The following is a 12,868-nucleotide window of genomic DNA, read 5'->3' as shown; positions in this document are numbered from 1 at the left end:
CCGCGACCTTCTGGAAGTACCGGAACCAGTGCTCGATGCCGTACTCGACCTCGCGGTAGGCCTGCTCCCGGGTCTAAGCGACGTGCATCAGCCCGACCAGGCGCCACTTGCCGCGGTCCGGTGTCGGCTGCCCGTGGTGGGCGGCGCGCTCCTCGACGACGCCCCAGTGGCGGGCGAGCGCGTCGAAGCCGTCCTGGGTGAGGGTGGCGCCGATCGACAGCAGCCCGACCCCGTGCTGCCCGGCCATCCGCGGCCCGGTCGGCGAGGCCACCGCGGCGACCGTGATGTCGAAGCACGGGTCGGAGTAGGGCGCCAGCTGCAGCTGGGCGTCGACGAGGGTGTGGGTGCGGGTCCGGGCGGTGACGGTCTCCCCGCGCAGCAGCCGCATGATGATGTCGAGGTTCACCTCGAGCAGCTCGCGCGTGTCGGTCGGGTTCAGGCCGATCATGGCCGAGTCGGTCGGCAGCGAGCCGGGGCCGCAGCCGAGCATCACCCGACCGCGGGTGAGGTGGTCGAGCAGCACCATGCGATCGGCCACCCACAACGGGTTGTGGTAGGCGATCGAGGTGACGCCGGTGCCCAGCCGGATGTGCCGGGTCCGCTCCGCGGCGGCCGCGATGAAGATCTCGGGGGACGCGATGATCTCCGAGCCCGCGGAGTGGTGCTCCCCGATCCAGGCCTCGTCGTAGCCGAGCCGGTCGAGGTGCTCCACCAGCTCGAGATCGCGCTGCAACGCGAGTGTGGGGTTCTGCCCGGGCTGGTGGAACGGGGCCAGGAAGGTGCCGAATCGCAGTCTGCTCACGGTGACTCCTCGTCGCTCCGGCGCCCACTCCGTCGAGGACGCCGTCACGACAGTCCTTACCTGCCGTGACCGGCGTCACGCAAGCGTTGCACGAGGGTGGCAGACCGGGTGAACGGCCGGTGTACGGACGTCCGTGACGACCCGATAGGTTCCGCGATCATGGGACACCGCGAGGAGCTTCTGGACGGGGCCGCGCAGTGCCTCTACGAGAAGGGGTTCGGCCGCACGACCGCACGGGACGTGGTGGCCGCGTCCGGGACGAACCTGGCCTCCATCGGCTACCACTTCGGCTCCAAGGACGCCCTGCTCACCGAGGCCCTGCTGCGGGCGACGACGGCCTGGGGCGAGGAGCTCGACCGGGCGCTCGCCGAGCCCCCGGGAGGCCCCACCGACCCGCAGCGCCGGGTCGAGGAGACCTGGAGCCGGGTGGTCGGCCTGTTCTCCACCCAGCGACGGCTGTGGGCCACCCACGTCGAGGCGCTCGCCCATGCCGAGCGGCTGCCCGAACTGCGCGCGAAGCTCGCCGAGGCCCAGCGGGAGATCCGCGAGGGCCTGGCCCTCACCTTCCACACGCTGCCCGACGACCCGGCCGCCGCGGACCGCCGCGTGCACGTGCTCGGCTCCGTCTACCAGGCGCTGCTCACCGGGCTCATGGTCCAGTGGATGGTCGACCCCGACACCGCGCCGTCCGGTGTGGACATCGCCGAGGGACTGCGCGCCATCGCGGACCGGGCCGACGCCTTCGCCTGATCCCCCGGCGGTCAGTGCCAGGGCTCGACCCGGCCGATGATCGTCCCGCCACGGACCGCACCGGGCTCGGCCACCCGCACGGTGAACGTCCCCAGCGCGAGGAAGCGCAGGGTGACCGTGCCCCCGGCGCTGACGTCGACGGCGCGGCCCTGCTCCGGGACCAGCACCCGGCGCGCGACGTCGCTGCCGACGGTGAGCACCACCGTCGTACCCCGTCTCACCCGCACGGTCGGGACCGCGGTCACCGGCCGTGCCTCCCAGTGGTCGAAGCGGACCGGGGTCAGGCCGTGGGAGTCGGCGGACGCGGTGACGGTCGGCCCGGCCGCGACGGTGCCCGTCGTCGGTCCGACAGCACCGCAGCCCGCGGCGGCCAAGGGGAGCACGAGCATCCCGGCGAGCAGCAGCCGGGCCGGTCTCCGCATGCCTCCATGCTGCCGGATGCGCGGCCGCCGACCCCGCCCGGTGCACCCGTTCGTGGCATTCGGCACGATCGGGTCGTGAGCCAGCACCCGATCGCCCCCGTTCCCCCGACGCTCTTCGACGACGAGCGCGAGCAGCGCTGGCGGTCCCGGTTCACCGCCGTGCGCATGTCACGCCCCGGCTGGGCCCGCGACGCACCGGCCCGCTCGGTCTACGTCTCCAACGCGACCGGCACCTTCGAGATCCACGCGTGGGACCGCGACTCCGGGGAGCACCGCCAGGTCACCGACCGGCGCAACGGCACCACCTCGGCCGTGCTGCCACCGGACGGCGGACAGATCTGGTGGTTCGCCGACACCGACGGCGACGAGTTCGGCCACTGGGTCGCCCAGCCGTGGACCTCCGGCCCCGGCACCGACACCGTCCCCGCCGTCCCCGGTGCCGGCGACGGCTACCCGGCGGGCCTGGAGATCGGCCGCCGCGTCACCGCGGTCGGGGTGTCCACCGACGACGGCACCGTCCTGTCGGTGCACGAGCGCGGCTCCGGCACCGACGCCCGCGAGATCTACCGGCACACCGAGGACGCCGGCGTCGGCGCGCTGTCGGAGGACGAGACGCTGCTCGCCATCTCCCACTCCGAGCACGGCGACTCCCGCCATCCCTCGCTGCGGGTGCTCGACGTCGCCACCGGTGACACCGTCGCCGAGCTGCACGACGGGCCCGGCCGCGGCCTCGCCGCGCTGGAGTTCTCCCCCGTCGCCGGGGACCAGCGGCTGCTCGTCGGCCACGAACGCCGCGGCCGCGACGAGCTGCTGGTCTGGGACCCGACCACCGGCGAGGTCACCGAGCTCGCGATCGACCTGCCCGGCGAGCTCGTCGGCGGCTTCGTCCCGGACGCTTCGGCGCTGCTCGTCGCGCACACCCACGCCGCCAGGACCCGGCTGTTCCGCTACGCCCTGGCCTCCGGCGAGCTGACCGAGCTTCCGACCGCGCCGGGCTGCGTCGGGTCCGCCGAGGTCCGCGACGACGGCACCGTGGAGTACTCCGCGTCGTCGGCTGCCACCCCGTCCCAGATCCGGGCGCTGCGCCCGGACGGCACCGACGACGTCCTGGTCGCCCCGCCCGGGGAGCGCCCGCCCGGCTCGGTCGCCGTGCGCGACGTGTGGACCGAGGGCCCCGGCGGCGTCGTGCACAGCCTCGTCGCCGAGGCGCCACGCACCGACGACGGCCCGGCGCCCGCGGTGTTCGTGCTGCACGGCGGCCCGCACGCCGCCGACGAGGACCGTTTCGACGCCGGCCGGGCCACCTGGGTCGAGGCCGGGTTCACCGTCGTCGAGGTCAACTACCGCGGCTCCACCGGCTACGGCTCGGCGTGGCGCGACGCGATCGAGGGTCGCCCCGGGCTGACCGAGCTGGCCGACGTCGCCGCGGTGCAGGACGCGCTGGTCGCCGACGGCACCGTCGACCCCGCCCGCTGCGTGGTCGACGGCTGGTCCTGGGGCGGGTACCTGTCGCTGCTCGCGGCGGGCACGCAGCCGCAGCGGTGGGCCGCGGCCGTCGCCGGGGTGCCGGTGGCCGACTACGTCGCCGCCTACGCCGACGAGATGGAGCAGCTGCGCGCGTTCGACCGGGCGTTGTTCGGCGGCTCCCCCGACGAGCTGCCCGACCTCTACCGGGAGGCCTCGCCGCTGACCTACGTCGACGAGGTCCGGGTGCCGGTCCTCGTGCTGGCCGGGGAGAACGACCCGCGCTGCCCGATCCGCCAGATCGACAACTACCTGGACGCGCTGGCCGCGCGCGGGGACGTGCCCTACGAGGTCAGCCGGTTCGACGCCGGGCACGGCTCGCTGGTGGTGTCCGACCAGCTGGACCTGATCGCGACCGAGGTCGACTTCGTGCGCCGCGCCCTGGGCTGACTCACCGGGGCGCGTCGCCGAGCAGGCCCAGCACGTTCTCCGGCGGCCTGCCCACGACGGCCCGGTCGCCGTCGATCACCACGGGCCGCTCGATCAGCTTCGGCTCGGCGGCCAGCGCGTCGAGCAGGGTGTCCCGGTCGGCCCCGGCGAGACCCTGCTCTCCGAACGCCGGCTCACCGGTGCGGGTGATCGCGAGCGGGTCCTCGGTACCCAGCGCGGCCAGCGCCCGTTCGAGCTCGTCGCGGGTCGGTGGGTCGTCGAGGTAGCGGCGCACCGTCGGCTCGGCACCGTGCTCGGTCAGCAACGCGAGGGCGGCGCGGCTCTTCGAGCAGCGCGGGTTGTGCCAGATCTCCACGGCCCGAGCCTAGGACGCACGACGGCCCCGGGAGTGTCCCCGGGGCCGTCGGTCGGTGCGCGGAGCGGTCAGCCGCCGTTGCGGACGGCCTGCTCGATCCGGTCGCCGATGTTCTTGTCGACGTTGCGCCAGTACTCGAAGGCACGCTGCAGGACCGGCTCGGTCACGCCGTCGAGCAGGTGCCCGGCGACGTTGCCGACGAACCGTTCGCGGGCGGCGTCGTCGAAGACCTCGCGGACCATGATCCCGGCCTGGCCCCAGTCGTCGTCGGACTCGCGCAGCGTGTACGCGCTGCGGACCATGTCGCCGTCGGCGTACCAGAGGGCCTCGGAGACCCGCTTCGGGTCGGCCGCCGGGCCGCCGTAGGAGTTCGGCGCGTAGATCGGGTCACGGGTGTTCGTGATCCGCATCGCGCCGTCCTTCTGGTAGTTGTTCACCTCGCTGCGGGGCGCGTTGACCGGGATCTGCTTGTAGTTGACCCCGAGCCGGGCGCGGTGGGCGTCGGCGTAGGAGAACCCGCGCGCGAGCAGCATCTTGTCCGGCGACAGCCCGGTGCCCGGCACCAGGTTGTTCGGCTCGAACGCGGCCTGCTCGATCTCGGCGTGGTAGTCCTCGACGTTCTGGTCCAGCGTCAGCTTCCCGACCTTGATCAGCGGGTAGTCGCTGTGCGGCCACACCTTGGTCAGGTCGAACGGGTTGTACCGGTAGGTCTTCGCGTCGGCGAACGGCATGACCTGCACGTACAACGTCCACGACGGGTGGTTGCCCGCCTCGATCTCGTTGTACAGGTCGGCCTGGTGGTAGTCGGGGTCCGAGCCCGCGAGGGTGTCGGCCTCGTCCTGGGTCAGGCACTCCACGCCCTGGTCGGACTTGAAGTGGTACTTCACCCAGACCATCTCGCCGGCGTCGTTGATCCAGCTGTAGGTGTGGCTGGAGTAGCCGTTCATCTGCCGCCAGGACTTCGGGATGCCCCGGTCGCCCATCAGCCAGGTGACCTGGTGCGCCGACTCCGGCGACAGCGTCCAGAAGTCCCACTGCATGTCGTGGTCGCGCAGGTTGTTCGCCACGCGCCGCTTCTGGCTGCGGATGAAGTGCTGGAACTTCATCGGGTCGCGGACGAAGAAGACCGGCGTGTTGTTGCCGACCATGTCCCAGTTGCCCTCGGTCGTCCACAGCTTGAGCGAGAACCCGCGCGGGTCACGCCAGGTGTCGGGGCTGCCGCGCTCACCCGCGACGGTGGAGAACCGGATGATCCCCCGGGACTCGACGCCGGGCTGCAGGAACGCGGCCTTGGTGTACTGCGAGACGTCCTCGGTGGTCTCGAACTTCGCGAAGGCTCCGCCGCCCTTGGCGTGGGGCTGCCGCTCCGGGATGCGCTCCCGGTTGAAGTTCGCCATCTGCTCGATGAGGTAGTGGTCGTTGAGCAGGAGCGGGCCGTCGGGGCCGATGGTCAGCGAGTGCTCGTCGCTGGCGACCGGGCTGCCGGAGTCCGTGGTGGTGGGCTTGGGCTGGTGCGACGTGGTCACGGCCGAGCCTCCTCGTACGCGTGGTGGGTGGGGCGGGCGGGTGATGGCCCCGCCGGTGCGACCGAGACGCTCCCGCGGCTGCGCGGCCGCGTCGCGGTCGGCGGTGTTCGGTACCCACTGACTTCCCGTGCGGCCCAGGTCGAAACCCGGAACCGGTTCGCGACGACGCCGGGCTGCGGGTCAGGATGGGGTCGTGCACGACACCGCCGCCACCGCACCGCGTACCGGCCTCGGCGCGTTCGTCGACGTGCTGCGCCTGCCCGGGGTCGGCGCGATCACCGCGATCGGCATGGCCGCCCGCATTCCCGCGACGGCCGTCGGCGTCACCCTGACCCTGCACACCGTCACCACCCTGGGCCACGGCTTCGGTGCCGCCGGTCTCGTCGCCGCCGCGGTCCCGACCGGGATGGCGATCGGCGCCCCACTGCTCGGGACGGTGGTCGACCGGTACGGGCTGCGCCCGGTCCTGGCGCTGACGATGACCGCGGGCCTGCTGTTCTGGTCGGTCGCGCCGCTGCTCGGCTACGCCGGTCTGCTCGGCGCTGCCTTCGTCGCCGGCGTCCTGACCCTCCCGGTGTTCTCCCTGGTCCGGCAGGTCATCGCGGCCGCCGTCCCGCCCGGACGGCGACGCCCCGCGTTCGCGCTGGACTCGATGACCGTCGAGATCTCCTACATGGCCGGGCCCGCCGTCGGGTCGCTGCTGACGGTGTGGCTGGGCTCGGCGACGACGATGCGCGTGATCGGCGCCGGGTTCGTCCTGGCCGGGATCGCGCTGTGGCGGCTCGACCCTCCGGTCCGCGCCGACGGCGACGAGGCCGCCCGCTCCGGCCCCCGCCCACCGCTGCGCAGCTGGCTGACACGGCCGCTGATCGGCGCGCTGCTGACGGTGACCGCCGCGGTGATCGCGATCATGGGCACCGAGTTCGCGTTCGTCGCCGCCCTCACCTCCGCCGGGCAGGCGTGGGCGATCGCGCTGGTCAACGTGGTGTGGTGCCTGGCGTCGCTGGTGGGCGGGTTCCTCTACGGCAGCGCCCGCCGCAGCCTGCCGCTGCCGCTGCTGCTCGCCGCCCTCGGACTGGCGACGCTCCCGGCGGCGCTGGCCTGGTCGTGGTGGAGCCTGCTGTTCCTGCTGATCCCGGCGGGCCTGGCGACCGCGTCGACGCTCGCGGCGGGCAGTGCCGCGCTCGGCGATCTCGCCCCGGACCGGGTGCGCGGCCTGGTCACCGGGCTGCAGGGCTCCGCGACGACGCTCGGGATCGCGATCGCGACCCCGCTCGCGGGGCTGCTGGTCGACACCGCGTCCCCCGGCGCGGCGATGCTGGTGTGCGGGTCGGTCGCGGTCGTCGCCGCCGCGGTGGCGGCGCCGCTGCTGCGCGCCCGGGCCTGACCGGCCGGGCCGCACGGCCGTCGGCGTCACCGAGATGCACCTCAGCGGGAATCGTGGATCTTCCAGGCCCCCTGGGCTGCATCTCGGTGATCCCGCTGCCGCCGAATGGTCGACGAACGGTCGCGCAAGTCCCACCCTGAGAGCGTCCACAGACGATCAGCGCAGCGCACCGCCCGGGCGCGGCGGACGGGTGTGCCACTCGGGCAGACTGGACCGAGTGAGCGCACCGCCCCACCCCGACTCCGAGACCCAGCCCATCCCGAGTGGGCGGCCCCGTCGCCGGGGAGGTCGGGTGCGCTGGGGGTTCGCGCTGCTCCTCGGCGCCGCGGCCGCGCTCGCGACGCTGCCCGACCTCGTCGGCCTCGACGCCCACTCGCCGTTCGCGCAGGTCATCGCGTTCCGGCCGCTGATGGTCGCCGCGCTCGGCGTGCTGGTCGTGGTCGGCCTGTTGATCACCCTGGCCGCCCGCCGGTTCTGGCCGGTGCCGGTCGTCCTCGCGCTGGTGGCGCTGGGCGGCGCCGCGATGGTGCTCCCCCGCACCGTGGCGGGCCCCGCCCCCACCGGCGGGACCCCGCTGAAGGTGCTGGCGCTCAACGTCTACGAGGGCAACGCCGACGCACGGTCCCTCGCCGCGCTCGTCGCCGAGCAGAACCCCGACGTCGTCTCGATCCCGGAGGCGGGCGGGCGCTACGAGAGCGAGATCGCCCCGCTGCTGGAGCCGCTGGGCTACCGGACCGCGTCGAGCGTCGACCGCTGGGACCGCGACGTCACCGGCAACACCGTCGCCTGGTCGGACCGGCTCGGCGACGTCCGCACCCGGGTCGGCAAGGACGTCCGCTTCGACTACATCGAGATCACCGGCGGCGGCCTGGGGGACCTGCGCTTCGTCGCGTTCCACTCCGTCGCCCCGGTGCCGCGCTCGGTCGGGCAGTGGCGCTCGGACCTGGAGACCGTCGCCACGTGGTGCTCCGGGACGAGCCCGGCGATCGTGGCCGGGGACTTCAACGCCAGCCTCGACCACTCGGTGTTCCGCGACGCCATCCAGGGCTGTGGCGACGCCGGGTCGCAGACCGGCAACGGGCTGGCCGGGACCTGGCCGACCTGGGCACCGGCGTGGCTGGGGCCGCAGATCGACCACATCGTCTACACCGGCGGGATCAGCGCGGAGTCCTTCTCGACGCACCTGGTGCCGGGCACCGACCACCGCGCCATCGTCTCGACGCTGCGCCTGCCGTAGACCCTCCACGACCGACGGCCCGCCGCCCCGGATGTCCGGGACGGCGGGCCGTCGTCGAGGGTCGTCGTGGAGGAGAGGTCAGCCGGCCGCGGCGACCGTCTCCGCCACCTCGTAGGTGTTCAGCGCGGCGCCCTTGCGCAGGTTGTCCCCGCACACGAACAGCTCCAGGGTGTTCGGGAAGTCCAGCGACTGCCGGATCCGGCCGACCACGGTCGGGTCCCCGCCGACGGCGTCGGCCGGGGTCGGCCACTCACCGGCGGCCGGGTCGTCCTTCACCACGATGGTCGGCTGCGCGCCGAGCACCTTGCGGGCCGCGTCCACCGAGACCTCCGAGGAGAAGGTCGCGTGGATCGCCAGCGCGTGCGTGGTGACGACCGGGACGCGCACGCAGGTCGCGGAGACCTTGAGCTCCGGGATCCCGAGGATCTTGCGGGACTCGTTGCGGACCTTCAGCTCCTCCGACGACCAGCCGTCCTCCTTGAGCGAGCCCGCCCACGGCACGACGTTGAGCGCCAGCGGGGCGGGGAACGGCGAGCCGTCCCCGACCGGGACGCCGGCCTCGGTGAGCACCGCGGCGACGTCGCCGGAGACCTTGCCGGCGTCCTTGCCCGCCAGCGCGGAGATCTCGGCCTGCAGCTGGTCGATGCCGGGCTGACCGGCGCCCGACGCCGCCTGGTACGACGACACCACCAGCGCCTCGAGACCGAACTCGCGGTGCAGCGCACCCATCGCCGCCATCATCGACAGCGTCGTGCAGTTCGGGTTGGCGATGATGCCCTTGGGGCGCTCGGTCACCTTCTCCGGGTTGACCTCGGGCACCACGAGCGGGACCTCGGGGTCCATCCGGAACGCGCCGGAGTTGTCGACGGCGATCGCGCCGCGGGAGGCGGCGATCGGCGCCCACTCGGCGGAGACCTCGTCCGGCACGTCGAACATCGCGATGTCGACGCCGTCGAAGACCTCGGGCGCGAGCTCCAGGACGGTGATGTCCTGACCGCGGACCGTCAGCACCTTGCCGGCGCTGCGCGCGGACGCGATCAGCCGGATCTCGCCCCACGGCACCGACTCGCGCGCGTCGATGATCTCGATCATGGTGGTGCCGACGGCACCGGTCGCGCCGACGAGCGCGAGAACGGGCTTGTCCATGGCCATGCCGCTCACCGGCCCGTTCCGGCGGCGACCACCGCGTCGTCCTCGGCGCCGAGCTCGAACGCCACGTGCAGCGCCTGCACCGCGTCGTCGAGCTGGTCGGAGCGGCAGATCACCGAGATCCGGATCTCCGAGGTGTTCATGGTCTCGATGTTGATCCCGGCGTCGGACAGCGCCTCGCAGAACTTCGCGGTGACGCCGGGGTGGTTGCGCATGCCGGCGCCGACCAGGGAGACCTTGCCGATGTCGTTGTCGTAGATCAGCTCGGCGAACCCGATCTCGGCCTTCGCGCGCTCCAGCGCCGCGACGGCGGTATCACCGTCGGTGCGGGGCAGCGAGAAGGTGATGTCGGTCTTCTTGTCCGACACGTTGGAGATGTTCTGCAGCACCATGTCGATGTTGATCTCCGCGTCGGCGACCGTGCGGAAGATCTTCGCCGCCATCCCGGGGGTGTCCGGCACGCCGGTGACGGTGATCTTGCCCTCGGACCGGTCGTGGGCGACGCCGGTGATGATCGGATTCTCCAACGGGATCTCCTCGATCGAGCCGGAGACCAGGGTGCCCGGCTTGTCGTTGTAGGAACTGCGCACCCGCAGCGGGACGCCGTAACGGCGGGCGTACTCGACGGCGCGCAGGTGCAGCACCTTCGCGCCGGACGCGGCCAGCTCGAGCATCTCCTCGTAGGTGACCGTCTCGAGCAGGCTGGCCTTGGAGACGATCCGCGGATCGGCGGTGTAGACGCCGTCGACGTCGGAGTAGATCTCGCAGACGTCGGCGTTCAGCGCGGCGGCCAGCGCGACGGCGGTGGTGTCCGACCCGCCGCGGCCCAGCGTGGTGATGTCGCGGGAGTCCGCGCTCATGCCCTGGAAGCCGGCGACGAGCACGATGTGCCCCTCGTCGAGGGCCTCGCGCAGGCGCCACGGGTTCACCTCGGTGATGCGGGCGTCACCGTGCTTGGACGTGGTGAGCATCCCCGCCTGCGAGCCGGTGAACGACCGGGCCTCGGCGCCGAGGGAGTGGATCGCCATCGCGACGAGCGCGTTCGAGATGCGCTCCCCCGCGGTGAGCAGCATGTCCATCTCCCGCAGCGGCGGCTTCGGGGAGATCTGCTCGGCGAGATCGGTCAGCTCGTCGGTGGTGTCACCCATGGCGGACACGACGACGACGACATCGTGGCCCTCCTTGCGGGTGCGGACGATGCGCTCGGCGACCTTCTTGATGCGCTCCGCGTTCTCGACCGACGAACCGCCGTACTTCTGCACGACGAGGGCCACGCCGACCTCCAATCCTGACTCCGCGTGGGAGCCGTCGGGTGCACACTTCGACCGCCGTGATGCGCAGGTGACGCATCGGCGGCGCTGGTCGGAACGGAACAGTACCGGCGAGCACCGCCCGTTTTCAGGATCTGGACGGTCACCGATGACCCAGACCACACGGGCTCGCCCACGGACCGGCGCTCGGGTATGAGCCGCCCCTCACCCGACCGTCGTACGACGGCGGTGCCGACGGACCGCGTCGGTGTTGCCGCAGCGTGCGCTGCAGTAGCGCTGCCTGCCGTTGCGGGAGACGTCGGCGTAGACGCGGGCGCAGCCCTGCGCGGCGCACCGGCCGAGCCGGTCCATCCCCCGGGTCGCCAGGTGGGTGGCGGTGCCGGTCGCGAGCAGGGCGCGCAGCACACCGGCCAGGCCCAGGCCGTCGTCGCGGTGGTGCAGGTGCCAGTGCCCGTCGTGGTCGGTGAGCCGCGGCGGCCCGGTCGACTCGGCGAGCAGGGCGTTGAGCAGCCGTGCCCGCTCCGCGCCGGGTCCGGCGTCGACGACCTCCTCCCACCGGCGCAGGAAGTCCCGCACCACGGGCAGGTCGGACCCGACCGGCTCCCAGTCGCGGGACACCCCGGCGGCGAGGCAACGCTCCACCAGCTCCCCGGTCGACGACGGCGGCACGTTCACCAGGTCGGCCGCGAGCAGGACCGGATCCTGGCCGTAAGGGTTGATGTGCACTGAACCATTACAGCAGCGTGGTCGTCGTGAGCACACCCCTGGACCACGAATGGCGCACCGCGTCCCGCCACCGCACCTCCGACGGAGTCGTGAGCTACCAACGCTGCCGGTGCGGGGCCTGGCGCATCCGGCTCGCCGCGCCCGGCACCGCCACCGTGGCGGCCAGTGCCGGGCGGGACCGCGCGCTCCGGTGAGCAGCGGTCCGGGGCGCGCTCACCCCAGGTCGACGATGGCGGCGACCGGGCCGCCCCCCTCGGGTCCCTGGTGGGCCGCGGACACGGACACGAACACCGCGGGGTCGCCGGTCACGGCCGCGGTGACCCCGCCGACGCAGGCCTTGATCTGGCGGTGCCAGTGCACGTCGGAGTCGTCGAGCATGGCGTTGCGCCGGCCACGGACGGTGCCGTCCTGCGACGCCTCGCACTTGAGGAACACGTTGACCAGGCGACCGTCCAGGTCCGAGGTGTGCGGCCGCTCCGGCAGATCCAGGCCCGCGTCGCGGATCGCCTTCCAGATGCCGTCGGCGTCGAGCGCGTCGGTCATCACCGAGTGCCCGATCCGGTAGCGGCCGCCGACCCCGGTCGCGTTCCCGACCACGACGACCTGGGCCCGGTCCAGCTCGACACCCGACGAGCAGGACGCCACCGCCGAGTAGAGCCCGCGGTCGTGCATGACGTCGGCGTCGGACGGCATCTCGATCTCGCCGAGCGCCACGGCGACGCCGAGCGCGGTGCAGCCGTTGGACAGGTCCATCGACTCGTGGGTGTGCTCGGTCCACACGGTCTTCCCGCGGGACTTGGCGTCACGGATGGTGTGGATGGTCAGCAGCGGGGTCTTGGTCTGGACGTAGTGCACGTCGGCGGGGTCGGTGATGCCGGCCTTCTTCATCGCGGCCTGCACCGCGTCGGCCACCTTGGTGATCATCGACGTGCGGCCGATGTCCTCCGGCGCGAGCTGCTCGCTCATCGCGAAGCCGACGGTCAGGCGGGGCTCGTCGGAGGGCACGACGTCCTCCGGCGGGACGGTCGCGAAGATCGTCGCGTGCGGGCTGATCACGCCGTCGGTGCCGCCGGACCAGACGATCGGGACCTCCCGGACCTGCTCGGCCGGGGCGCCCTTCTCGACCAGCACCTCGCGGAAGGCACGGTCGGCGATGATGCGGGTGTAGTCGTTGACCCCGCCGTTCCCCTCGGTCTTGCCGATGATCGCGACGACCCGGTCGGCGTGCAGGACCCCGTCGTCGATCAGCGACGCGAGCTCGCTCGCGTCGGACACGGAGTGGATCGGGACCTTGCGCACCTCGATGGCGTCGGGCATGACGGACTCTCC

General features: G+C 72.9%; 13 protein-coding genes. 5 read left to right on the top strand and 8 right to left on the bottom strand.

From position 1 onward, the window contains the following. Positions 1-73: 73 nt before the first annotated feature. Complete coding sequence (locus FVA95_RS32790) at positions 74-802, bottom strand: LLM class flavin-dependent oxidoreductase (protein WP_240051393.1); 729 nt, start codon at positions 800-802, stop codon at positions 74-76. Positions 803-961: 159 nt separating this feature from the next. Between FVA95_RS32790 and FVA95_RS10310 the strand changes: the two genes are divergently transcribed. After that, positions 962-1,552: a TetR/AcrR family transcriptional regulator gene (locus FVA95_RS10310; protein ID WP_149664002.1), complete on the top strand. Its 591-nt coding sequence runs from the start codon at positions 962-964 to the stop codon at positions 1,550-1,552. Positions 1,553-1,563: 11 nt separating this feature from the next. On the opposite strand, the gene FVA95_RS10305 is transcribed toward FVA95_RS10310, so the two are convergent. After that, complete coding sequence (locus FVA95_RS10305; RefSeq protein WP_020623580.1) at positions 1,564-1,974, bottom strand: hypothetical protein; 411 nt, start codon at positions 1,972-1,974, stop codon at positions 1,564-1,566. A gap of 75 nt (positions 1,975-2,049) precedes the next feature. Here FVA95_RS10305 and FVA95_RS10300 point away from each other — a divergent pair, with 75 nt between their 5' ends. Continuing rightward, positions 2,050-3,888 (top strand): prolyl oligopeptidase family serine peptidase, encoded by a 1,839-nt coding sequence (locus FVA95_RS10300; RefSeq protein WP_240051392.1) that lies wholly within the window; start codon positions 2,050-2,052, stop codon positions 3,886-3,888. A gap of 1 nt (position 3,889) precedes the next feature. Here the strand turns inward: FVA95_RS10300 and arsC are convergent, their stop codons facing one another. After that, positions 3,890-4,243 (bottom strand): arsenate reductase (glutaredoxin), encoded by a 354-nt coding sequence (gene arsC, locus FVA95_RS10295; protein WP_149664000.1) that lies wholly within the window; start codon positions 4,241-4,243, stop codon positions 3,890-3,892. 68 nt (positions 4,244-4,311) lie between these two features. Beyond that, entirely contained in the window at positions 4,312-5,769 is a 1,458-nt protein-coding gene (locus FVA95_RS10290; protein WP_060713623.1) for a catalase, read from the bottom strand. Between the two features lie 193 nt (positions 5,770-5,962). Here FVA95_RS10290 and FVA95_RS10285 point away from each other — a divergent pair, with 193 nt between their 5' ends. Both FVA95_RS10285 and FVA95_RS10280 read left to right on the top strand, forming a co-directional pair. Further along, positions 5,963-7,156, top strand: a complete 1,194-nt coding sequence (locus FVA95_RS10285; protein ID WP_149663999.1) for an MFS transporter — start codon at positions 5,963-5,965, stop codon at positions 7,154-7,156. A 292-nt stretch (positions 7,157-7,448) separates the two neighbouring features. Next, a complete protein-coding gene (locus tag FVA95_RS10280; RefSeq protein ID WP_161992257.1) occupies positions 7,449-8,393 on the top strand; it encodes an endonuclease/exonuclease/phosphatase family protein in 945 nt (314 codons plus the stop codon). 78 nt (positions 8,394-8,471) lie between these two features. Here the strand turns inward: FVA95_RS10280 and FVA95_RS10275 are convergent, their stop codons facing one another. The 3 genes from FVA95_RS10275 to FVA95_RS10265 all read right to left on the bottom strand — a co-directional run bounded on the left by FVA95_RS10275 (position 8,472) and on the right by FVA95_RS10265 (position 11,539). Next, the gene (locus FVA95_RS10275; protein ID WP_060714927.1) at positions 8,472-9,545 is read right to left on the bottom strand and encodes an aspartate-semialdehyde dehydrogenase; all 1,074 of its coding nucleotides are present in this window, start codon (positions 9,543-9,545) and stop codon (positions 8,472-8,474) included. A 5-nt stretch (positions 9,546-9,550) separates the two neighbouring features. After that, positions 9,551-10,816 carry an aspartate kinase gene (locus FVA95_RS10270; protein ID WP_149663997.1) on the bottom strand — a complete coding sequence of 422 codons (1,266 nt, stop codon included), beginning with the start codon at positions 10,814-10,816 and terminating at the stop codon, positions 9,551-9,553. Between the two features lie 201 nt (positions 10,817-11,017). After that, on the bottom strand, positions 11,018-11,539 hold the full coding sequence (locus FVA95_RS10265; RefSeq protein ID WP_149663996.1) for a CGNR zinc finger domain-containing protein: 522 nt from the start codon (positions 11,537-11,539) through the stop codon (positions 11,018-11,020). A 26-nt stretch (positions 11,540-11,565) separates the two neighbouring features. On the opposite strand from FVA95_RS10265, the gene FVA95_RS31375 reads away from it, so the two are divergent. Continuing rightward, entirely contained in the window at positions 11,566-11,733 is a 168-nt protein-coding gene (locus tag FVA95_RS31375) for a hypothetical protein (RefSeq protein WP_158071558.1), read from the top strand. Between the two features lie 19 nt (positions 11,734-11,752). Here the strand turns inward: FVA95_RS31375 and FVA95_RS10260 are convergent, their stop codons facing one another. Beyond that, a complete protein-coding gene (locus tag FVA95_RS10260) occupies positions 11,753-12,856 on the bottom strand; it encodes a ring-opening amidohydrolase (protein ID WP_149663995.1) in 1,104 nt (367 codons plus the stop codon). Positions 12,857-12,868 lie beyond the last annotated feature (12 nt).

Source organism: Pseudonocardia sp. EV170527-09, assembly GCF_008369905.1.
GTDB lineage: Bacteria > Actinomycetota > Actinomycetes > Mycobacteriales > Pseudonocardiaceae > Pseudonocardia.
The sequence above is the reverse complement of the archived record's forward strand: the minus strand, read 5'-3'. Positions and strand labels throughout refer to the sequence as shown.

What these genes read in the sequence shown, in the direction of transcription:
- FVA95_RS10310 (WP_149664002.1), top strand. Translation starts at nt 962, where the DNA reads ATGGGACACCGCGAGGAGCTTCTGGACGGGGCCGCGCAGTGCCTCTAC.
- FVA95_RS10275 (WP_060714927.1), bottom strand. Translation starts at nt 9,545, where the DNA reads ATGGCCATGGACAAGCCCGTTCTCGCGCTCGTCGGCGCGACCGGTGCC.
- FVA95_RS10305 (WP_020623580.1), bottom strand. Translation starts at nt 1,974, where the DNA reads ATGCGGAGACCGGCCCGGCTGCTGCTCGCCGGGATGCTCGTGCTCCCC.
- FVA95_RS10260 (WP_149663995.1), bottom strand. Translation starts at nt 12,856, where the DNA reads ATGCCCGACGCCATCGAGGTGCGCAAGGTCCCGATCCACTCCGTGTCC.